Origin of the sequence: Micromonospora sp. NPDC007220, from assembly GCF_040634035.1 — a bacterium.
GTDB classification, from domain to species: Bacteria; Actinomycetota; Actinomycetes; order Mycobacteriales; family Micromonosporaceae; genus Micromonospora; species Micromonospora reichwaldensis.
In genome coordinates this window covers 67,882-87,911 of sequence record NZ_JBEYEU010000009.1, presented here as the reverse complement: position 1 = coordinate 87,911, position 20,030 = coordinate 67,882, and the positions used below count along the sequence as shown (strand labels likewise).

The window sequence follows — 20,030 nt, the reverse complement described above, 5'->3', positions numbered from 1 at the left end:
GGCGGGCGGTGTTGACCGGGTCAGCGACGGGTGTGGTCGCGGAAGCCCCGGCCGCTCTTGCGCCCCAGGTAGCCGGCCGTGACGAGGTGCTCCAGCAGCGGCGCGGGCGCGAAGCCCGGCTCGCGCAGCTCCAGGTAGAGCTCCCGCTGGATGGCCAGCGAGACGTCCAGGCCGACCACGTCGAGCAGCTCGAACGGGCCCATCGGGTAGCCGCAGCCCAGCTTCATGGCGTGGTCGATGTCGTCGGCGGTGGAGTAGCTCGCCTCCAGCATCTTCACGGCGTCGTTGAGGTACGGGAAGAGCAGCGCGTTGACGATGAAGCCGGACCGGTCGCCGCAGACCACGCCCGTCTTGCCCAGCGCGGCACAGACCGCGCGGGCGGTGGCGGTGGTCTCCGTCGAGGTGCGGATGGTCTCCACGACCTCGACCAGCGGCATGAGCGGCGCCGGGTTGAAGAAGTGCAGCCCGATCACGTCGGCGGGCCGCTGGGTGGCCATCGCGACGTCGATCACCGGCAGCGATGAGGTGGTGGTGGCGAGCACGACGCCCGGCTTGCAGATCTCGTCGAGGCTGGCGAAGAGGGCCTTCTTGACGCTCAGCTCCTCGACCACGGCCTCGACGACGAGGTCGACGTCGGCGAGGTGGTCCAGGGTGGCCGACCAGTTGATCCGGCCGAGCGCGGCGTCCCGGTCGGCCTCGCTGAGCTTGCCGCGCACCACGCCCTTGTTGAGCGAGGTCCTGACCGCCTCGAAGACCTTGGCGGACTTCTCCGCGCCCCGGGTCACCGAGACGACCTCGTAGCCGGCCTTCGCGAAGACCTCGATGATGCCGGTGGCCATCGTCCCGGATCCGACGACGCCGACCTTCGCGATCGCGGCGGCGCCGCCGAGCGCGGCCTCCGTCGCCACAGGCGTCTGCTCGTCGGGTACGACGACCGGGGAGCCCGGCCGCTCGTAGGTGTAGAAGCCCCGGCCGGACTTGCGGCCGAGCAGCCCGGCGGTGACCATCTGCTTGATCAGTGGCACCGGGGCGTGCCGGCGGTCCCGCCCGCCGCGCCGGTACATGGTGTCGAGGATCTCGTACGCGGTGTCCAGGCCGATCAGGTCCATCAGCGCCAGCGGGCCCATGGGCAGGCCGCAGCCGAGCTTCATGGCCGCGTCGATGTCCTCGCGGGTGGCGTAGTGCGCCTCGAACATCCCGACGGCGTGGTTGAGGTAGCCGAAGAGCAGCGCGTTGGCGATGAAGCCGGCCCGGTCGCTGATGGTGACGTCGACCTTGCCGAGCCGCTTGCAGAGCGCCTCCACGTCGGCGACCACGTCGGCGGAGGTGACCACCGTCCGGACCACCTCGACCAGCTTCATCACCGGGGCGGGGTTGAAGAAGTGGATGCCGATCACCTGGTTGGGACGGCTGGTGGCGACGGAGATCTCGGTGACACTCAGCGACGAGGTGTTGGTGGCCAGGATCGCCTCGGGCTTGCAGACCCGGTCCAGCTCGGCGAAGATCCGCTGCTTGAGGTCCAGGTGCTCGGGCACCGCCTCGATGACCAGGTCGACCGCGTGCAGCGCGTCCAGCCCGACGGCGAACCGTACGCGGCTCAGCAGCGCGTCCCGGTCGGCCTCGGCGAGCTTGCCCTTGGCCACGGCCCGGTCCGTCGACCCGGTGAGGATGGCCCGGCCGCGTTCCAGCGCGTCCTCGGAGACCTCCACCGCGACGACGTCGACCCCGTTGCGCGCGAATACCTCGACGATGCCGGCACCCATGGTGCCCAGACCCACAACGCCCACGCTGGTGAAATCACGCGCCACGACCAGCCTCCTCGATGCTCCGCACAGCCGCGTTAACGACCATTAAGGTTATGCGCGCGAGTCTGCCACGTGACGTTGCGTTGTCGAGGCGCCGTGGGAAATTTCACGAGCCCAGCGGGGTTGCGCGCGCGCCGTTCGACGAGGCGGGTCGGCTCCCGGCCGGTCGCCTCGCCGCGCCGGCCGCGCTCGCCCGTCGATCAGCCCACCGTGTCGGTCAACCTCAGCAGCTCGGCGACGAACTCGGCCGGCCGCTCCAGGTGCGGGCTGTGCCCGCAGCCGGGCAGCAGCACCTCGCGGTACGCCCCGCCGGCCGCCGCGTAACGCTCCAGCACCGCCCGGGTCTGCGCCACCATCGGCTGCGCCGGGCAGGCCGCCTCCCCCGGCCAGCCGGGCACCACGCCCAGCGAGCCCAGGTGGGCCAGGTCCATCATCGCGGTGTCCGAGACGATCACGTCGGCGTCCCCGTGGATCCAGGTGACCGGCGGCTTCCCGGCCACGGCGACCAGTTCGTCGGCGATCCGGAAGTGCGCCGGGGAGAGGGCGTTGAGCACGCCACGCCGTCCCGGGGCGGTGCCGGGCCAGTTCGCCGAGGCCACCGCCGTACCGGGGTAGTTGTCGTCACCGGTCGCGGTGGAGAGGAGGCTGTCCAGCAGCAGCTCCTCGTCGTCGCCGAGCGAGGCCGGGTCCGCCACGTAGGTGGCCCGCAGCACGGCGCGCGGGCTGGCCGGGCTGTCCGCGCCCCGGTCGCTGGCGGCCAGCCGCCTGACGAACTCTCCGTTGGCGGTGCCGCCGCCGGTGCCGGCGAAGTCGGGGGTGGTCGGCGTCCCCGTCAGGTCCCGGGTGCCGCCGTAGCCGTACGGCGAGACCGGAGCGGCGAGCAGCAGCGCGCCCACCCGGTCGGGGTGGTCGACGAGCAGCCGCATGGCCACCCCGCCGCCGAGCGAGTGGCCGACCACCACCGGCCGGACGCCGGGGGCGAAGAGGGACGGCTCGTCGAGCAGCGCGGCGACGTCGTCGGCGAAGTCGCGCAGCCCCCGGGTCGCGTCCACCGGGACGGTGTCGGTCAGCCCGTAGCCGCGCAGGTCGGGCGCGACCACCCGGAGGGTGGCCGGCAGTCGCCGCACGAGCGGCTCCCAGAAGGCCGCCGACGAGCAGTTGCCGTGGATCAGCAGTACGGGAACGCCGTCCGGCGGCCCGGCCACCCGTACCGCCTGGGTGATCCCGTTCGCCGACACCTGCCGCTGTCCGGTCTCCATCCGCCGGATGCTGCCACGCGGCGCCGGACGCGTCCATGGGCCGGCCCGCCACCTTCACCGGCCCGGAGGTGTGCGCCGGCATCCGCCGTCGGCGCCGGTCAGGACGGCGCGGACACCGCCGCCGGAAGCGCCACCGGCGACACCGCGTCGACGGCCGGTGCGGCCTGCGCCGCGATCGGCAGCGGCAAGGTCGGGCGGCGGTCCCGGCGCGGCTCGCCGAAGCTGAAGCCCACCGGGTCGGTCCGCGCCACGCCCGGGTCGAAGACGCGCAGCTCGGTGCGGCCGAGCCGGATCACGTCCCCGTCGGCCAGCCGCTCCACGCCGGTGATCCGCCGGTCGTTCAGCCAGGTGCCGTTGGTGGAACCCAGATCCGCCAGGGCCGCCCCCTCGCCCGTCAGCCAGACCTCGGCGTGCCGGCGGCTCAGGTGGGCGTCGTGCACCACGATGTCCGCGGTCGACCCCCGGCCGATGACCTGCCGCTCGGGGCCCACCCGGACGCTCAGCCCCCGCATCGCCCCACCGGCCACCGTCAACAACGGTCTCAGTTCCGGATGTTCCTCCATGGAATGTCAGCCTCCACCCCGCGCGGTCACCCCGCGCGTCAGCCTGCCACCACACGGTAGTCGCCTCCACCGCCGCATGGTCACCTCCGCGTCCCCGGCCGGACACCTCGCGTTCGGCGATTCGGCGCCCTCCGGCGGAAGAATCATCACAAGTCCGGCCGACCGCCGTCCACCCCGTTCCGCCGTTCCGCGGCCGGTCCGACCGGCGGGACCCTGCCGTCGCGGCCCTACCGGCGAGTAATTCTCAGGTCTAGACTTCCGCCATGACGGCTGTGCGTGTCCCGGGTACCCCGATCATCGAGGACGGTCGGCTGGTGTCGACGAGCCCGGCGACCGGCGCGGAGGCCGGGTGCCTGCCGGTCGCCACCGCCGAGGACGTCGGGCGGGCCGTCGAGCGGGCCCGAGCGGCCGGCGAGTGGTGGGCCGGGCTCGGCTTCGGCGGGCGCAGGGAGCGGCTGCTGCGCTGGCGCAGCCTCCTCGCCCGGCGGATCGAGGAGATCGCCGAGTTGGTGCACGTCGAGGGCGGCAAGCCGATCGCCGACGCCGTCGTCGAACTCGTCAGCGCCGTCGAGCACGTCGACTGGGCGGCCCGCAACGCCGGCCGCGTGCTGGGCCCCCGCCGGGTCCGCTCACGGCTCGTCCTGGCCGAGTTCTCCGCCCACCTCGAATACCAGCCGTACGGCGTCGTCGGCGTGATCGGCCCGTGGAACTACCCCGTCTTCACCCCGATCGGCTCCGCCGCGTACGCGCTGGCGGCGGGGAACGCGGTGGTGCTGAAGCCCAGCGAGTACACCCCCGTCGTCGGGCAGTGGCTGGTCGACACGTTCGCCGAGGTGGTGCCGGAGCAGCCGGTGTTCACCGCGGTGCACGGGCTCGGCGACGTGGGGGCGGCGCTCTGCCGCTCGGGAGTGGACAAGGTGGCCTTCACCGGCTCGTCGGCCACCGCCCGGAAGGTGATGGCGGCCTGCGCCGAGTCGCTGACGCCGGTGCTGTTGGAGGCGGGCGGCAAGGACGCGATGATCGTCGACGCCGACGCAGACCTGGACGCCGCCGCCGAGGCGTGCGTCTGGGGCGCGCTGACCAACGCCGGCCAGACCTGCATCGGCATCGAACGGGTCTACGCGGTCGAGCCGGTCTTCGACGCCTTCGTCGGCAAGGTCGTCGAGCGGGCCGGCCGGTTGACCGTCGGCGCGGACGACGCGGACATCGGCCCGATCACCATGCCGAGCCAGGTCGACGTGATCCGCCGGCACATCGACGACGCGCTGGCCCGGGGCGGCCGGGCCGTGCTCGGCGGCGCGGACGCGGTGCAGCCGCCGTACGTGCGGCCGACCGTGCTGGTGGACGTCCCGGAGGACTCCGCCGCCGTACGCGAGGAGACGTTCGGGCCGACGCTGACCATCAACCGGGTCCGCGACGCCGACGAGGCCGTCGCCCGCGCCAACGCCCTGTCGTACGGCCTGGGGGGTTCGGTCTTCGGCCGGCGGCGCGCGGTGGCGATCGCCCGGCGGCTGCGCTCGGGCATGGCGTCGGTGAACTCGGCACTGACCTTCGCCGGGATGTCCACCCTGCCGTTCGGCGGCGTCGGCGACTCCGGCTTCGGGCGCATCCACGGCGAGGACGGGCTGCGCGAGTTCAGCCGCGCCAAGGCCATCACCCGGCGGCGGGCCCGGTCGCTGCTGCCCTCGACGACCTTCGAGCGGACGCCGGCCGACGTCGCACGACTCGTCAAGGCCATCAAGGTCATGTACGGCAGGTGACTGTCGGATAACCGATCATGAAGACCCTCACATGTGTCCAACGTGGTGGGAGCGGTACATTGCGTTAAATGCGCCCCCATCGATTGCGCTTCCACCTCGTCGACAGTGACCGGTCGTGGAGTGCCCGGCAGCGGCGTCGCCGCGCCGACTGGCTGGTCCGGACGTTCCCTGACCTGGAGAAGATGCACGTCATCGACCTGGGTGGCCGGCTCGGCACCTGGACCCGGGCCGACGTGCGGCCGGCGCGCGTACACGTGGTCAACCTGGAGCGACCGCCCACGGACGTCCCGGAGTGGGCGGAGGTCGACCGGGCCGACGCCTGCGACCTACCGGCCCGGATCACCGGGCGCCGCTACGACCTGGTCTTCTCCAACTCGGTGCTGGAGCACGTCGGCGGGCACGAGCGGCGGCTGCGCTTCGCTGACGCCGTGCGCAACCTCGGCGACCGGCACTGGGTACAGACGCCCTACCGCTACTTCCCCATCGAGCCGCACTGGATCGCGCCGGGCATGCAGTTCCTCCCCGTGCGGCTGCGGACCGCGTTCGCCCGCCGCTGGCCGCTCGGGCACAAGCCGACCCGCAGCCACGAGGCCGCCATCCACCAGGTGCTCTGGACGGAGCTGCTGGACCGCTCGCAGATGCGGCACTACTTCCCCGACTCACGCATCCTCGTCGAGCGGGTGGCCGGCCTGCCCAAGTCGCTGATCGCCGTCCGCGCGGACGGCCCGCCGGAGCCGCCCCGTTGACGCTGCGGCGGGCCCGGCCTCCGGCGTCCGCCGCAACGCCGCGAGGACGGTCCGCCCCGGCCAGCCTCACAGTCAGAACAGGGTGAGCTCGTCGCGCTCGATGCCGCGCAGCTTGTCGTAGTTGACGACGACGCAGCGGATGCCCCGGTCCGTGGCGAGCACCCGGGCCTGCGGCTTGATCTCCTGTGCCGCGAAGACCCCGGCGACCGGCGCGAGCAGCGGGTCGCGGTTCATCAGCTCCAGGTACCGGGTGAGCTGCTCCACGCCGTCGATCTCGCCGCGCCGCTTCACCTCCACAGCCACGGCGCCCTGGTTGGCGTCCCGACAGAGCAGGTCGACCGGGCCGATCGCCGTCATGTACTCCCGGCGGACCAGCGTGAACCCCTCGCCGAGCGCTTCCGGGTTGGCCGCCAGCAGCTCCTGAAGGTGCGCCTCCACGCCGTCCTTGCGCAGGCCCGGATCGACACCCAGCTCGTACGAGGTGTCCTGGAAGATCTCCTCCAGGGTGATCCGCAGTTCCTCCCCCGCCTTGTTGACGACCCGCCAGACGCCGGGGGCCTCCTCCAACCGGCAGGGCGGGCTCATCCAGTTCAACGGCTTGTACGCCCGGTCGTCGGCGTGGATCGACACCGACCCGTCCGCCTTCACCATGAGCAACCGGGTGGCCAGCGGCAGGTGGGCCGAGAGCCGTCCGACGTAGTCCACCGAGCACTTCGCAATGACCAACCGCACCCGACGAGGGTAGCGGAGACCCCGGTCCGCGCCACCGAGCGGCACTGGCGCGCCGGTGCGATGCTGAGATGGTGCTCGAAGTTCTCACCGGTACCGGTCTCGCCGCCTCGGCGGGGCTGAACGCGTACATCCCCCTGCTCACCATGGGTCTCCTGGCCCGCTACACCAGCCTGATCGACCTGCCCGGCGGCTGGCAGTGGTTGGGCAACGGCTGGGTGATCGCGATCCTGGCGGTGCTGCTGGTCGTCGAGGTCGTCGCCGACAAGGTCCCGGTGGTCGACCACGTCAACGACGTCGTGCAGACCGTGGTCCGGCCGACAGCCGGCGGCCTGGCGTTCGGCGCGGGCTCGTCCTCGGAGACGGTGACGGTCAGTGACCCTGACACCTTCTTCTCGTCCAGCCAGTGGGTCCCCGTGGTGGCCGGGGTGGTGATCGCCCTCGGCGTACACCTGTTGAAGTCCGCCGCCCGACCGGTCATCAACGCGACCACGGCCGGCGTCGGCGCACCCGTGGCCAGCACCGCCGAGGACGCCACCAGCGTGGCCATGTCGGTGGTGGCGATCCTGCTGCCGGTGCTGGTGCTGGCGTTCCTGCTCGGGCTGGTCGTCTTCGTCTTCTGGTTCGTGCGCCGCCGCTCCGACCGCCGCCGGGAGCGTCAGGCGGCGCGGGCCGCCGGCTTCCGCGTCTGATCGTCGTACGCCCCGACCGCCTCCCGTCTGCCGGTGGCGCGTTGCTGGTGTCCACCCGGCACGCGCCGCTGCCCGACGTGCCCGGCACCGCCGGCTGGGGTCGGCGAACTGACCACGGCCCGCCGAACAACGCCCGCCCCGGCCCCGGACATGCGTCTGGCCGGCACCCCACCTCGGGGTGCCGGCCAGAGCGACGTTCAGTTGCTGTCGTCAGCTGTTCCAGTGCTCGGCCACCAGGTCAGCGGCCTGCTGCTCCCACTGGGCGTAGTGGTCCGGGTACGCCGACACCTGCACCGTCTGCGCGGCCTTCGTCAGCGGCATGTCCTGCCACCCGTCGACCTGCTTCAGACCCTTCAGGAACGCCGTCGTCGAGTACTCCGGGTCGGTGATCTGCTCCACCGTGCCCCACCCACTGGACGGACGCTGCTGGAACAGGCCCTGCGAGTCGTGGTCGTTGCGGTCACCCAGATGACCCAGGTTCTCCAGCTTCGACTCCTGCAACGCCGTCGCGATCGACACCACCGCGGCGCGCTCGTCCATGCCGGCCTTCTTCGTCGCCGCGATGATCGCCTTGACGTTGGCGACCTGCTCGTCCGACAGGTCAACGTGCGACTGCGCGCTCTGCACGCCATGCGGCACCAGCTTGCCCATGTCCGGCTTGTCGGCCTGCACCGCAGCCGCCGTGATCGGCGAGCCCGCCTCGACCTCGACACCGGAGTTGGCGTGGTTCAGCGGACCGGCAGCCAGACCACCGGCGACCGCCAGGCCAGCGATACCAAGAACGCTCTTACGCATGATCGTGTTCATCGGAAACGCTCCATTCGGGGGTCGGCACCCGCACCGAGGGGGATCGGCTCACGCGGGTGCAAGCACCGTCCGGCGCTCACGAACTCGGCTCAACTCAGGAACCAGGAGATCTCCGGCAACTCGTCCGGAGGAAGATCAGATCGGCCGCGCCCGCCTGCTGACCAGTGGAGGTCGAGGCTGTCTCGCGGGGCGGGGACGCCCTCACGCTTCGCGTTGCGGGTGCCCTTACGCGGGCCGTGACCATGTGTAACCACCGCCGGCCCGCCATCATTCCGGGCCCCAGGCCCGCCAGCCCGTCGGACAACGTGGCCTGACCCACTCGAACTGGCCCGAGGGCGCGGGCGGCGAGAGAATGGCGGCCTTGGTTCAGCCTCCCGCGACGGCGGCCTTGCTCGGTCGTACGCACGGTGTAACGACCCCGCCGCAGCCACGATTCCGCCCCCGCAATGCCTCCGGTCACATCCACAAACCGGACAAAACATTGGGACGGGGCGTCAGGTGATGCCCGACGCGGCCCCGACCGGACCTTGGCGACAAGCCCGGACACCCGTGCAGCCAGGAAACAGGTGCCGACCGCCGCACCCCGCCCGAATTGCCCGCCTCGCCACACCCGAGCAAGCCAAGAACACCGGTCCACCCACTGGTGATCAGGACGCCATGGACGTTAAAGCCGCCCGATAAGGTCCATGGCGTCCTGATCACCAATGCTCGCTTCACGGCGGCAGGCAGGGTGAGTGCTCCCGTTGCGGCGACCGGCCCTCTGCACGGCCGGCTTGAACGGGCCGTCCGGGGCGCGTCGACCGGGTCGCGGCACCGCGGTCGTATCGCCCGGTCTGCGTCGCTCGGTTCGCGGCACCCGATGTCGGGATGAGCGGGGACCCACCGGGCACTGCCCAGCCGGGATGAGGCAGGCACAACCAGCCGGGACAGAGCCCGCGCAAGCAGCCGGGACAAGGCCGTGGAATCAACCGGACACGGCCCGCGCAAGCCGCCAGGACAAGGCCGCGCGACCAACCTGACGGGGTCCCCGTGCGCAGCCGGTTCAGGTAGCACGCTCGACAGCGGGCACGCAGGAAATGTCAGGCGCTGACATCATCTCCCGGTGCACGTGAAGATCCCCCGCGTTCCGCTCGTCGCGACCCTCACCGCCGTCGTCGCCGCCGCGGCTCTCCTCGTCCTCCCAAACCCGCTGCGCGCGCCGGCCGACGCCGGCATCGTCCGCATCCCGGCAACCGATCGCGCCGCGGCCGCCCCGGAGACCACGGCCCCCGCCGCGCCCGCGGTGACGGTGGCCCCGGCCACCCCGGAGAACACGGCCTCCGCCGCGCCTGCGGCGACGGTCCCCGGCGCGACCCCGGTCGGGACCAGGCCACCTGTCGTCGACCACGGGCCGCGTACGGGGAACAAGGTGGCGCTCACCTTCGACGCCGACATGACGGACGGGATGCGGTACCAGCTGCGCAGCGGCGCGGTGCGGTCGTACGCGAACCTGAAGATCATCGACCTGCTGGAGCGGGAGCGGGTGCCGGCCACCTTCTTCCTCACCGGCAAGTGGGTGGAGCAGTACCCGGACGTGACCCGTCGACTCGCCGCGAACCCGCGCTTCGAGCTGGCCAACCACACTTACGGGCACCTGGCCTTCACCCCGGACTGCTACGGCCTGCCCCGTATCGCGGAGCGGGAGATGACGGCCGACGTGGCCCGTACGTTCGACGTGGTGGCCGCGTACGGGGGGCGGCAGACCCGGTACTTCCGCTTCCCCGGGCTGTGCCACGACAGGAAGGCGCTGGCCGCGCTGGCGCCGCTGGGGGTGACGGTGGTCGACGGCGACGTGGTCAGCGGCGACCCGTTCGCGAAGTCCTGGCGGCCGGTGGTGCATGCCGCGCTGGACGGGGTGCGTCCGGGATCGGTGATCGTCCTGCACGTGACGGAGGCGAACGCGCCGATGACGGACGAGGCGCTGCCGCACATCCTGGCCGGGCTGGCCGAGCGCGGCCTCGAGCCGGCCCCGCTGTCCGAGGTGCTCGGAGTGGGCTGAAGCAGGCTCGGCAAAACCCACAAAAGCCTAAAATCGGGGCACGACTCTATAGGAGGTCACCATGACCGCAGCAGTGGAGATGCCCCGCGTCCAGGAATGTGTCGTGGCGGCGTGCTCGTACAACCACACCAACGACTGCCACGCCTTCGCCATCACCATCGGCAGCCCGGACCACGCGCACTGCCACACCTTCGTCGAGATGCCGGCGGTCCGTGGCGGGGTCGACGGCGGCATGACCGCGCAGGTGGGCGCCTGCCAGCGCGCGGACTGCCAGCACAACGAGCAGCTGGAATGCCACGCGCCGTCGATCAAGGTCGGTCCCGACAACGACATGGCCGACTGCATGACCTACGTCAGCCGCTGACCTGACACGGGCGCACCGGCGTCGGGCCGCGACGGACAGGCCCCTGGCGACGCGTCCTCGCCGGGGGCCTTCCCCTCAGCGCAGGCCGTTGGCCTCCCGGACCACGGTCACCAGGTCGTCGATGATCCCCGTCAGGGCGAAGTCCTTCGGCGTGAAGACCCGGGCCACCCCGGCGGCGCGGAGCTGCTCCGCGTCGCCGGCGGGGATGATCCCGCCGACCACCACCGGCAGGTCCGACCGGCCGGCGGCGCGCAGGCCGTCCAGCACCGCCGGTACCGCCGCCAGGTGCGAGCCGGAGAGGACCGAGAGGCCGACCAGGTCCACGTCCTCCTCGACGGCGGCGGCGACGATCTGCCCGGCGGTCAGCCGGATGCCCTGGTAGACCACCTCGAAGCCGGCGTCGCGGGCGCGTACCGCGATCTGCTCCGCGCCGTTGGAGTGCCCGTCGAGGCCGGGCTTGCCGACGAGCAGCCGCAGCCGGCCGCTGCCCAGCTCGCGGGCGGTGGCGGCGACGCGCGCCCGGACGGCGGCCAGGGTGGCGTCCCCGCCGGCCCCGGCGGCGCCGGTCAGGCCGGTGGGCGCCCGGTACTCGCCGAAGACCTGGCGCAGCGCGCCGGCCCACTCGCCGGTGGTCACCCCGGCCCGCACGCACTCCAGCGTCGCCGGCATCAGGTTCGTCGTGGTCGCGGCGTCCGCGCGCAGCCGGGCCAGTGCCGCGTCGACAGCCAAGTCGTCCCGCCCGGCCCGCCACCGGCGTACGGCCTCAGTGGCCGCCGCCTCGACGGCCGGGTCGACCTGCTCGACGGACTCGGCGCCGGCGGCGGTCAGCGGCGACGGCTCGGTCTCGGTGAACCGGTTGACGCCGACCACCACGTCAGCGCCGGATTCCATCCGGCGGCGGCGCTCGGCCAGCGAGGCGACCAGCGCGCTCTTGAGGTAGCCGGTCTCGACGGCCGCGACGACGCCGCCCATCTCCAGCACCTTCTCCAGCTCGACCCGGGCCCCGGTGACGATCTCCTCGACCAGCGCCGTCATCACGTGCGAGCCCTCGAACAGGTCCGGGTACTCCAGCAGGTCCGACTCGTACGCGAGCACCTGCTGCATGCGCAGCGACCACTGCTGGTCCCACGGCCGGGGCAGGCCGAGCGCCTCGTTCCAGGCGGGCAGTTGCACGGCGCGGGCCCGGGCGTCCCGGGAGAGGGTCACGCCGAGCATCTCCAGCACGATGCGCTGGATGTTGTTCTCCGGCTGCGCCTCGGTCAGGCCCAGCGAGTTGACCTGCACGCCGTAGCGGAACCGCCGCTGCTTCGGGTTCTCCACCCCGTAGCGCTCGCGGGTGATCTCGTCCCAGAGCGCCCCGAAGGCGCGCATCTTGGCGATCTCCTCGACGAAGCGCACCCCGGCGTTGACGAAGAAGGAGATCCGCTGCACGACGTCGCCCATCCGCTCGGCGGGCACCTGCCCCGAGTCGCGGACCGCGTCGAGCACCGCGACGGCGGTGGAGAGCGCGAAGCCGACCTCCTGCACCGGCGTCGCGCCGGCCTCCTGGAGGTGGTACGAGCAGATGTTCACCGGGTTCCAGCGCGGCATCTCGCGCAGCGCGTACGCGACGACGTCGGCGGTCAGCCGCAGCGACGCGGCCGGCGGGAAGATGTGGGTGCCCCGGGAGAGGTACTCCTTGATGATGTCGTTCTGCGTGGTGCCGGCGCAGCGGGACAGCTCCGCGCCCTGCTCCTCGCCGACCGTGCCGTAGAGGGCGAGCAGCCACATCGCCGGCGCGTTGATGGTCATGGACGTGTTCATGTCGGCCAGCGGGATGCCGTCGAAGAGGGCCCGCATGTCGCCGAGGTGCGCCACCGGCACACCGACCCGACCCACCTCGCCGGCGGCGAGCTCGTGGTCGGGGTCGTAGCCGGTCTGGGTCGGCAGGTCGAAGGCGACCGACAGGCCGGTCTGCCCCTTCGCCAGGTTGCGGCGGAAGAGCGCGTTCGTCGCCGCGGCCGAGCTGTGCCCGGCGTAGGTGCGCATCACCCAGGGGCGGTCGCGCTCGGGCAGCCGGCCGGGGAGAGCCTTCTCGTCCATGGCGGGAGTCTAAGTTACCGTTCAGTCACCAGAGCTGTGGAAAACCACACAGCTCCATGGAGCGGAAACCCGGGTGCGAAGCGCCCGACATGGGCGCGACCACCACACCCCGGCCGGCCCACCGCCGCGGCCAGGTCGCACACTTGACGCATGCATGACGAGCTGGCGATCTCCGTCCGGGGGCTGCGCAAGGCGTACGGGGACAACGTCGCCGTGGCGGGCGTGGATCTCGACGTCCACCGCGGCGAGGTCTTCGCCCTCCTCGGCCCCAACGGCGCCGGCAAGACCACCACCGTGGAGATCCTGGAGGGCTACCGGCGGCGCGACGCCGGCGACGTCGACGTCCTCGGCAGCGACCCGGCCCGTCCGGCCGCCGACTGGCGCTCCCGGGTGGGCATCGTGCTCCAGGGCACCGGCGAGTTCGACGAGTTGACGGTCGCCGAGGTGGTGCGCCACTTCGCCGGCTTCTACGCCGACGCGGACGACCCCGACAAGGTCGTCGAGCGGGTGGGGCTGGCCGGCAAGGCGAAGGCGCGTACGCACACCCTCTCCGGCGGGCAGAAGCGCCGGCTCGACGTGGCGCTCGGCATCGTGGGCCGCCCCGAGCTGCTCTTCCTGGACGAGCCCACCACGGGCTTCGACCCGGAGGCGCGCCGGGAGTTCTGGGAGCTGATCCGCGACCTGGCCGCCGCCGGCACCACCATCGTGCTCACCACCCACTACCTCGACGAGGCGGAGTCCCTCGCCGACCGGGTCGGCGTCATCGCGGGCGGCCGGGTGGTCGAGGTGGCCACGCCCGACCAGCTCGGCAACCGGCGCGAGGCCCTGGCGACGGTCTCCTGGCGTACGCCGGAGGGGGCGCGGGAAACGGCGGAGAGCGCGACGCCGACGGCGCTGGTGGCGGAGCTGGCGGCGCGCTTCGGCGGCGAGGTCCCCGGCCTGACGGTGACCCGGCCGACCCTGGAGGACATCTACCTGCGCATGATCGGACACCGATGACCACCACGACGAAGCCGGCCGCGCCGGCCACCACGGCACCGGCCCGGCGACCCGGCCCGGTCGCCCTCAGCCTGCGGCAGAGCCGGCTGGAGATCACCCAGTTCCTGCGCAGCCGGGAGTCCGTCGTCTTCACGATGGGCTTCCCGGTCATCATGATCCTGATCTTCGCGGCGATCTTCGACGACGAGATCGCCCCCGGCGTCAGCTACACGCAATACTTCATCACCGGCATGATCGCCACGGGCCTGATGACGGTGAGCTTCCAGAACCTGGGCATCTGGATCCCGATCGAGCGGGACCGGGGGGTGCTCAAGCGCTACCGGGGCACGCCGATGCCGAAGTGGGTCTGGTTCGCCGGCAAGGTGATCATGGTCGTGGCGATCGGCATCGCCGAGACCGTGCTGCTGCTCGCGGTCTCGGTGGCGCTGTTCGACCTGGAGCTGCCCGGGACCGCCGCGAAGTGGCTGACCTTCGGCTGGGTGTCGGTGCTCGGCGTCACCGCCTGCACGTTGTGCGGCATCGCCATCTCGTCGCTGGCCCGCACCGCCCGCAGCGGCTCGGCGGTGGTCACCCCGGTCGCGCTGGTGCTCCAGTTCATCTCCGGGGTGTTCTTCGTCTTCACCGAGCTGCCGACCTGGATGCAGCAGGTGGCGGCGCTCTTCCCGCTGAAGTGGATGTGCCAGGGCCTGCGCTCGGTCTTCCTGCCGGACGGCTTCGGCGCCCGCGAGCCGGGTGGCTCGTTCGAGCTGGACCGGGTCGCCCTGGTCCTCGTCGCGTGGTGCGTGATCGGCCTGGTGCTCTGCCTGACCACGTTCCGCTGGACGACCAAGCGCGACGGCTGAGGTCTGAGGAAGGGCCCCGGCTAACGCGTGGACGTCGTGAGCGCGACACCGAGCGGCGTACGCCAGTAGAGCACCTCGCGCCCGGACCGCCGCTTGCCGACGGCGCCCGCGTCCAGCAGCACCCGCAGGTGGTCGCCCACCGTCCCGAGGGAGAGCCCGGTCACCGCCACGAGTTGCGAGGTGCTCAGCGGTGTGTCCAGCCGGACCAGGATGTGGGCCCGGTTCGCGCCGATCAGCCGGGCGAGCCCGTCGGGTGCCGGTGAGGTGGGATCGACCAGGATCCCGCGCACCGGGTACACCATCCCGAACCGGGTCGGCCTGTCCCAGACCACCCAGCCGCGACGGCAGTGCGCCGGGAGGAAGACCAACTGCTCGGCCTCGTCCAGCGACAGCGGCGGCTCCGGGTAGTCGTTGACCTGGAGCCGACCGTCGCCCAGCCAGCACACGTTGCGGTTGAGGTCGGCGAACACCCCGGCCCAGCCGCCCGCGCTCAACGCGGCGGTGCGGGCCACGATGTCCGCCCGGAGCCGGCGTTCCCGCTCCGGCCACTCCGGCTCGACGGTGTGCGTCCAGACCCAGTCGAGCAGCTCCACCACCTGCCCGGTGAGACCGTCCGCCAGCAGCTCGGCGGCGAGCGGCTCCGGGCGGGTGGCGCGCAGGTCGGCCCGGATCCGCTCGTCGGACAACCGCCCGACGGCTGCCAGCTCCGCCGCGAACGTCGGTTCCGGCGAGGCGGGCGCGACGGTGAGGAAGTCGGCGGTCCACCGGGGGTGGAACGACGCGGGCAGCAGCGCCCGGACCACCGGCCGACCGGCCAGCATCCGCCGGAACGCCGCGACGTGCGGCTCCCGCCAGGCCCGCTGCCACGGGCTACGCGGGTCGTGCAGCGCGCGCAGCGCGGCGACCGTGTCGACCATCGGCGAGACCGTGAAGCGGCTGCGCGCGAGGAGATCCGACGGCACCTGCCAGACGGCCATGTTTCGCCTCCAGACGTAACTCTAGGAGATCCACCCGGCACCCCACACGATCGGGCCCGTGAGAACGTACGCAGATCTGTTCGCGGTCCGGGAGTTCCGCAACCTGTTCCTGGCGAACTGCGCGGGCATCGCGGCGCACACCACGTCGGCGCTGGCGCTGGGCTCGCTGACCTACGCGTCGACCGGCTCGGCGCTGCTCACCGCGCTGAGCATGTTCGGCGCGCCGCTCGCCGGCGTGCTCGGCAGCCTGACGTTGCTGTCGGCCGCGGACAGCCTGCCGCCCCGCCGGGCGCTGACCTTCGCCGCCGTGCTGGTCGCCGCCGGAGCGGCACTCCAGGCGGTGCCCGGCCTGCCGCTGTGGGCCCGGTTCGCGATCATCTTCACCGGCGCGTACGTCGGCTCGATCACGGGCGGGGCCCGGTGGGCGCTGCTCACCGACATCCTGCCGACCGACGCCTACGTGCTGGGCAGGTCCACCATGAACACGAGCGTCGGGGCGATGCAGATCGCCGGCTTCGGGCTGGGCGGCGTCCTGTTGTTCTGGCTGGACCCGTACGAGGTGTTCCTGCTCGCGGCGGTGCTGCGGGCGGTGGCGGCGGCAGTCGGGTGGTTCGGCATCTCGGAGCGCCCGGCCCGGACCACCGCCCGGACGACGGTGGGGCGCACGCTCCGGGTGAACCGCGAGCTGTGGACGGATCCCGGCCGCCGCTCGCTCCTGCTCAACCTGTGGCTGCCGCCCGGCCTGGTCGTCGGCTGCGAGGCGCTGTTCGTGCCGTACGCCGGGGACCGCGCCGGCTTCCTCTACGCCGCCGCGGCCCTCGGCATGCTGGCGGGCGACGTCGTGGTGGGACGGTTCCTGCCCCCGGCCCGGCGCAACCGGCTGGTTCCCGCCCTGCGGCTGCTGCTCGTCCTGCCCTACCTGGCCTACGCGCTGTCGCCGGCGCTACCGCTGGCCATGCTGGTCGCGGTCGTCGCCTCGGTGGGCTTCGCCGCCGGGCTGCCGTTGCAGGAGCGCCTGATCGCCCACTCACCCATCGAGTTCCGGGGCCAGGTGCTGGGCCTGCAGCACAACGGCATGATGGCCGCGCAGGCGCTGTGTGCCGTGCTCGCCGGCACGGTCGCGGACCTGGTCCCGGCGGGCTGGGCCGTCGCGCTGCTCGCCACGGCGGCGCTGGCGGCCACCCTGATGCTCACCGCCGGGCTGCGGCGGACCGCCCCCGCGCCCGTGGAGGCGGTCCGCTGAGCGGCCGGGGGACGTCGCGCCCCGGCTGCCCGTCAGTACGTGTAGAAGCCCTTGCCGCTCTTGCGCCCGAGGTCGCCGGCGGTGACCATGCGCTGGAGCAGCTCCGGCGGGAAGAACTTCTCGTCCGCCGTGTCGGTGTAGATGTTCTTCGAGGCGTGCAGCAGCACGTCCACGCCGGTCAGGTCCGTGGTGGCCAGCGGGCCCATGGCGTGACCGAAGCCGAGGCGGCAGGCGGTGTCCAGGTCCTCGGCCGACACCACGCCCGACTCGACGAGCTTGACCGCCTCGACGACCAGGGCCGCGATCAGCCGGGTGGTGACGAAGCCCGCGATGTCCCGGTTGACCACCACGACCGTCTTGCCGATCTCCTCGGCGAACGACTTCGCCGTGGCCAGGGTCTCGTCGCTGGTCTTGTAGCCACGCACCAGCTCACAGAGCTTCATCATCGGCACCGGCGAGAAGAAGTGGGTGCCGACGACGGCCTCCGGGCGCTCGGTCACCGCGGCGATCTGCGTCACCGGGATGGCCGAGGTGTTGGTCGCGAGCACCGCGTCGGCCTTGCAGACCTTGTCCAGCGCGCGGAACACCTCGTGCTTGATCTCCAGCCGTTCGAAGACCGCCTCGACCACGATGTCCGCGTCGGCCGCCGCCTCCAGGTCGGTGGTGGGGGTGATCCGGCCCAGCGCCGCCTCGACCTCGGACGCCTCGATCCTGCCCTTCTCGGCGAACCTGGTCAGCGACTTCCGGATGCCGTCCATGCCCCGCCCGGTGGCCGCGTCGTCCAGGTCCCGCAGCGTCACCTGCCAGCCCGCCTGCGCCGCCACCTGGGCGATGCCCGCGCCCATCAGCCCGGCCCCGACGACCGCGAGTCGACCCGCCATCTGCTTCTCCCTCGCCTGATTGAGTGTCTGCCAGCACCCTAGTCGGCGAGCCTGAACGGATGCTAAGGCGGCCGGGCGCGGTGGACCCTCCAGGTGCCGGCCCACGCCCTCCCAGGTGCGCGGCCCCGCCGGGGGCCGTGGGCCTCGGAGGGCGAGGTGCCGCTCGGCGCGGGCTCAGATGCTCAGGTCCGGTTCCTCCGGTGCGGTGCCCCGCTCCACCTCGACCCCGAGCGCGCGCAGGTCGGCCGCGAAGTCCGGGTAGCCCCGGTCCACGTGGTGCACGTGGGACACCTCGGTGACCCCCTCGGCGCAGAGCCCGGCGATGATCAACCCGGCGCCGGCCCGGATGTCGGTGGCGCGCACGGGCGCGCCGGAGAGCCGGTCCCGGCCCCGGACCACCGCGTGGTGGCCGTCGGTCTTGATGTCCGCGCCCAGCCGCATCATCTCGTTGGCGAACATGAAACGGCCGTCGAAGATGTTCTCGGTGATCAGGGAGGCCCCGTCGCTGACCGCCGCCAGCCCGATCGCCATCGGCAGCAGGTCGGTGGCGAAGCCCGGGTACGGCAGCGTCACGACGTCCACCGCCTTCGGCCGGTCGTCCATCCGGATCCGGAACGCGTCGCCCCGGGTCTCCACCAGGCCCCCGGCGGAGACCAGCTTGTCGAGCGCGACCTCCAGGAACGCCGGCTCCACCCCGGTCACGGTGACGTCCCCCCGGGTCATCGCCGCGCCGAACGCCCAGGTACCGGCGACGATCCGGTCCCCCACCGTCGCGTGCCGCACCGGCCGCAGCCCCGGCACCCCCTCGATGTGCAGGGTGGAGGTGCCGGCGCCGGAGATCCGCGCGCCCATCTGGTTCAGCATCGTGCAGATGTCGACGATCTCCGGCTCCCGGGCGGCGTTGTCGATGACGCTCGGCCCCCGGGCCAGCACCGCCGCCATGACCAGGTTCTCGGTCGCCCCGACGCTGGGGAAGTCGAGCACGATCTCCGCGCCGTGCAGCCCGTGCGGCGCCGACGCGATCACGAAGCCGTGCTCCCCGGAGATCTCGGCACCCATCCGGGTCAGCCCGGAGACGTGCATGTCCAGGCCCCGCGAGCCGATGGCGTCGCCGCCCGGGTGGGCCACCCGCACGTGCCCCCGGCGGGCCAGCAGCGGGCCCAGCACGCAGATCGAGGCGCGCAGCCGGCGTACGAGGTCGTAGTCCGCCTCGGCGCCGGGCTGCTCGGGCACGTCGATGACGACCGACCGGGACCGGGCCACCCCGCCGTACGCGACCATCGGGTCGACCGGGTCGTCGGCGTCGAACCGGACGCCGCAGCCGAGCCGGCGGAGCACCTCGCCCATGATCGCGATGTCGGTGATGCGCGGCACGTTGGTGATGACGCTGCGGCCCGGCGCGAGCAGCGCGGCGGCCATCAGCTTCAGCGCCGAGTTCTTGGCGCCCACGACGTGCACCGAGCCGGCCAGGCGCGCGTCGCCGCGCACCCGGATGACGTCGAGGTCGTGGACCGCCGGGTCACCGGCGTCGCCGGGGCTCCCGGCTGATCGGACGGCGGTGCCGCCCGGCCGCTCCGGGATAGTCAGGTCCGGTATCCGTAGGCTGTGCGTCATGGCCGTCCACCTCACGCGCATCTACACCAAGGCCGGCGATGCCGGCATGACCAGGCTGAGCAACAACGAGCAGGTGCCGAAGACCGATCCGCGCATCTCCGCGTACGCGGACGTCGACGAGTGCAACGCCGCGATCGGCGTGGCGCTCGCCCTGGGACAACTCGACGAGGAACTGCGGGCCGTCCTGGCGTCGATCCAGAACGACATGTTCGACGTGGGCGCCGATTTGGCCACCCCGGTCGAACCCGACCCGAAGTACCCGCCGCTGCGGGTCACCGAGGCGTACGTCGAGCGCCTGGAGGGCTGGTGCGACGAGTACAACGCACGCCTGAGCAAGCTCGACTCCTTCATCCTCCCCGGCGGCACCGCGGGTGCGGCGCTGCTGCACGTGGCGCGGACGGTCGCCCGACGCGCCGAGCGGGCGGCATGGGCCCTGGTCGCGCACGACCCCGAGCGGACCAGCTCGCTCCCGGCAAAGTATCTCAACCGGCTATCGGATCTGCTCTTTATCCTGTCAAGAACGGCAAATCCGGACGGAGATGTGCTATGGGTGCCGGGCGGCAACCGCTGACCACCCACCGTTGACGAAACTGGTCGCGTCGCTACGCCAGTAGTCGATCCGGCGCCTG

Annotated in this window: 18 protein-coding genes; 9 read left to right on the top strand and 9 right to left on the bottom strand. The window is 72.5% G+C overall.

The window, feature by feature from the left end; genetic code table 11:
* Positions 1-20: 20 nt before the first annotated feature.
* The 3 genes from ABZ573_RS18370 to ABZ573_RS18360 form a co-directional block, all read right to left on the bottom strand.
* Positions 21-1,808: a 3-hydroxybutyryl-CoA dehydrogenase gene (locus ABZ573_RS18370; RefSeq protein ID WP_151454870.1), complete on the bottom strand. Its 1,788-nt coding sequence runs from the start codon at positions 1,806-1,808 to the stop codon at positions 21-23.
* A 197-nt stretch (positions 1,809-2,005) separates the two neighbouring features.
* Positions 2,006-3,064 carry an alpha/beta hydrolase gene (locus tag ABZ573_RS18365; protein ID WP_358119293.1) on the bottom strand — a complete coding sequence of 353 codons (1,059 nt, stop codon included), beginning with the start codon at positions 3,062-3,064 and terminating at the stop codon, positions 2,006-2,008.
* Between the two features lie 98 nt (positions 3,065-3,162).
* Positions 3,163-3,627 carry an FHA domain-containing protein gene (locus tag ABZ573_RS18360; RefSeq protein WP_151454872.1) on the bottom strand — a complete coding sequence of 155 codons (465 nt, stop codon included), beginning with the start codon at positions 3,625-3,627 and terminating at the stop codon, positions 3,163-3,165.
* Positions 3,628-3,890: 263 nt separating this feature from the next.
* On the opposite strand from ABZ573_RS18360, the gene ABZ573_RS18355 reads away from it, so the two are divergent.
* Both ABZ573_RS18355 and ABZ573_RS18350 read left to right on the top strand, forming a co-directional pair.
* Positions 3,891-5,387, top strand: coding sequence for an aldehyde dehydrogenase family protein (locus ABZ573_RS18355; RefSeq protein ID WP_358119289.1), 1,497 nt, complete (start codon positions 3,891-3,893; stop codon positions 5,385-5,387).
* 68 nt (positions 5,388-5,455) lie between these two features.
* The gene (locus tag ABZ573_RS18350) at positions 5,456-6,133 is read left to right on the top strand and encodes a methyltransferase domain-containing protein (RefSeq protein ID WP_151454874.1); all 678 of its coding nucleotides are present in this window, start codon (positions 5,456-5,458) and stop codon (positions 6,131-6,133) included.
* Positions 6,134-6,205: 72 nt separating this feature from the next.
* On the opposite strand, the gene nucS is transcribed toward ABZ573_RS18350, so the two are convergent.
* Entirely contained in the window at positions 6,206-6,865 is a 660-nt protein-coding gene (gene nucS / locus ABZ573_RS18345) for an endonuclease NucS (RefSeq protein ID WP_311412038.1), read from the bottom strand.
* Between the two features lie 71 nt (positions 6,866-6,936).
* Between nucS and ABZ573_RS18340 the strand changes: the two genes are divergently transcribed.
* Positions 6,937-7,554: a DUF4126 domain-containing protein gene (locus ABZ573_RS18340; protein WP_151454886.1), complete on the top strand. Its 618-nt coding sequence runs from the start codon at positions 6,937-6,939 to the stop codon at positions 7,552-7,554.
* Between the two features lie 210 nt (positions 7,555-7,764).
* Here the strand turns inward: ABZ573_RS18340 and ABZ573_RS18335 are convergent, their stop codons facing one another.
* Positions 7,765-8,361 (bottom strand): hypothetical protein, encoded by a 597-nt coding sequence (locus tag ABZ573_RS18335; protein ID WP_358119284.1) that lies wholly within the window; start codon positions 8,359-8,361, stop codon positions 7,765-7,767.
* 1,102 nt (positions 8,362-9,463) lie between these two features.
* On the opposite strand from ABZ573_RS18335, the gene ABZ573_RS18330 reads away from it, so the two are divergent.
* Positions 9,464-10,399, top strand: a complete 936-nt coding sequence (locus ABZ573_RS18330) for a polysaccharide deacetylase family protein (RefSeq protein WP_358119281.1) — start codon at positions 9,464-9,466, stop codon at positions 10,397-10,399.
* Between the two features lie 61 nt (positions 10,400-10,460).
* Positions 10,461-10,763, top strand: coding sequence for a DUF1540 domain-containing protein (locus tag ABZ573_RS18325; RefSeq protein ID WP_151454877.1), 303 nt, complete (start codon positions 10,461-10,463; stop codon positions 10,761-10,763).
* Between the two features lie 75 nt (positions 10,764-10,838).
* Here the strand turns inward: ABZ573_RS18325 and ABZ573_RS18320 are convergent, their stop codons facing one another.
* Complete coding sequence (locus tag ABZ573_RS18320) at positions 10,839-12,845, bottom strand: protein meaA (protein ID WP_358119278.1); 2,007 nt, start codon at positions 12,843-12,845, stop codon at positions 10,839-10,841.
* A 150-nt stretch (positions 12,846-12,995) separates the two neighbouring features.
* Here ABZ573_RS18320 and ABZ573_RS18315 point away from each other — a divergent pair, with 150 nt between their 5' ends.
* Positions 12,996-13,844 (top strand): ABC transporter ATP-binding protein, encoded by an 849-nt coding sequence (locus tag ABZ573_RS18315; protein WP_151454879.1) that lies wholly within the window; start codon positions 12,996-12,998, stop codon positions 13,842-13,844.
* A complete protein-coding gene (locus ABZ573_RS18310; RefSeq protein WP_327029434.1) occupies positions 13,841-14,686 on the top strand; it encodes an ABC transporter permease in 846 nt (281 codons plus the stop codon). Before ABZ573_RS18315 ends, ABZ573_RS18310 begins: the two co-directional genes overlap by 4 nt.
* A 20-nt stretch (positions 14,687-14,706) precedes the next feature.
* Here ABZ573_RS18310 and ABZ573_RS18305 read toward each other — a convergent pair whose 3' ends face one another.
* Positions 14,707-15,663 (bottom strand): ArsR family transcriptional regulator, encoded by a 957-nt coding sequence (locus ABZ573_RS18305; protein ID WP_151454881.1) that lies wholly within the window; start codon positions 15,661-15,663, stop codon positions 14,707-14,709.
* 58 nt (positions 15,664-15,721) lie between these two features.
* Here ABZ573_RS18305 and ABZ573_RS18300 point away from each other — a divergent pair, with 58 nt between their 5' ends.
* On the top strand, positions 15,722-16,906 hold the full coding sequence (locus ABZ573_RS18300; RefSeq protein ID WP_358119273.1) for an MFS transporter: 1,185 nt from the start codon (positions 15,722-15,724) through the stop codon (positions 16,904-16,906).
* A gap of 32 nt (positions 16,907-16,938) precedes the next feature.
* Here the strand turns inward: ABZ573_RS18300 and ABZ573_RS18295 are convergent, their stop codons facing one another.
* Together ABZ573_RS18295 and murA are read right to left on the bottom strand one after the other, a co-directional pair.
* A complete protein-coding gene (locus ABZ573_RS18295) occupies positions 16,939-17,787 on the bottom strand; it encodes a 3-hydroxyacyl-CoA dehydrogenase family protein (protein WP_358119270.1) in 849 nt (282 codons plus the stop codon).
* 174 nt (positions 17,788-17,961) lie between these two features.
* A complete protein-coding gene (gene murA / locus ABZ573_RS18290; RefSeq protein ID WP_151454884.1) occupies positions 17,962-19,401 on the bottom strand; it encodes a UDP-N-acetylglucosamine 1-carboxyvinyltransferase in 1,440 nt (479 codons plus the stop codon).
* Between murA and ABZ573_RS18285 the strand changes: the two genes are divergently transcribed.
* Positions 19,400-19,972 carry a cob(I)yrinic acid a,c-diamide adenosyltransferase gene (locus ABZ573_RS18285; RefSeq protein ID WP_132231212.1) on the top strand — a complete coding sequence of 191 codons (573 nt, stop codon included), beginning with the start codon at positions 19,400-19,402 and terminating at the stop codon, positions 19,970-19,972. The two genes, murA and ABZ573_RS18285, sit on opposite strands and share 2 nt — an antisense overlap.
* Positions 19,973-20,030: the final 58 nt, after the last annotated feature.

Excerpts from the sequence above, each read along its gene's own strand:
- ABZ573_RS18325 (WP_151454877.1), top strand. The coding sequence starts at position 10,461 with ATGACCGCAGCAGTGGAGATGCCCCGCGTCCAGGAATGTGTCGTGGCG.
- ABZ573_RS18360 (WP_151454872.1), bottom strand. The coding sequence starts at position 3,627 with ATGGAGGAACATCCGGAACTGAGACCGTTGTTGACGGTGGCCGGTGGG.
- ABZ573_RS18355 (WP_358119289.1), top strand. The coding sequence starts at position 3,891 with ATGACGGCTGTGCGTGTCCCGGGTACCCCGATCATCGAGGACGGTCGG.
- ABZ573_RS18285 (WP_132231212.1), top strand. The coding sequence starts at position 19,400 with ATGGCCGTCCACCTCACGCGCATCTACACCAAGGCCGGCGATGCCGGC.
- ABZ573_RS18365 (WP_358119293.1), bottom strand. The coding sequence starts at position 3,064 with ATGGAGACCGGACAGCGGCAGGTGTCGGCGAACGGGATCACCCAGGCG.
- ABZ573_RS18295 (WP_358119270.1), bottom strand. The coding sequence starts at position 17,787 with ATGGCGGGTCGACTCGCGGTCGTCGGGGCCGGGCTGATGGGCGCGGGC.
- murA (WP_151454884.1), bottom strand. The coding sequence starts at position 19,401 with ATGACGCACAGCCTACGGATACCGGACCTGACTATCCCGGAGCGGCCG.
- ABZ573_RS18320 (WP_358119278.1), bottom strand. The coding sequence starts at position 12,845 with ATGGACGAGAAGGCTCTCCCCGGCCGGCTGCCCGAGCGCGACCGCCCC.
- ABZ573_RS18315 (WP_151454879.1), top strand. The coding sequence starts at position 12,996 with ATGCATGACGAGCTGGCGATCTCCGTCCGGGGGCTGCGCAAGGCGTAC.
- ABZ573_RS18335 (WP_358119284.1), bottom strand. The coding sequence starts at position 8,361 with ATGAACACGATCATGCGTAAGAGCGTTCTTGGTATCGCTGGCCTGGCG.
- ABZ573_RS18305 (WP_151454881.1), bottom strand. The coding sequence starts at position 15,663 with ATGGCCGTCTGGCAGGTGCCGTCGGATCTCCTCGCGCGCAGCCGCTTC.
- ABZ573_RS18350 (WP_151454874.1), top strand. The coding sequence starts at position 5,456 with ATGCGCCCCCATCGATTGCGCTTCCACCTCGTCGACAGTGACCGGTCG.
- ABZ573_RS18310 (WP_327029434.1), top strand. The coding sequence starts at position 13,841 with ATGACCACCACGACGAAGCCGGCCGCGCCGGCCACCACGGCACCGGCC.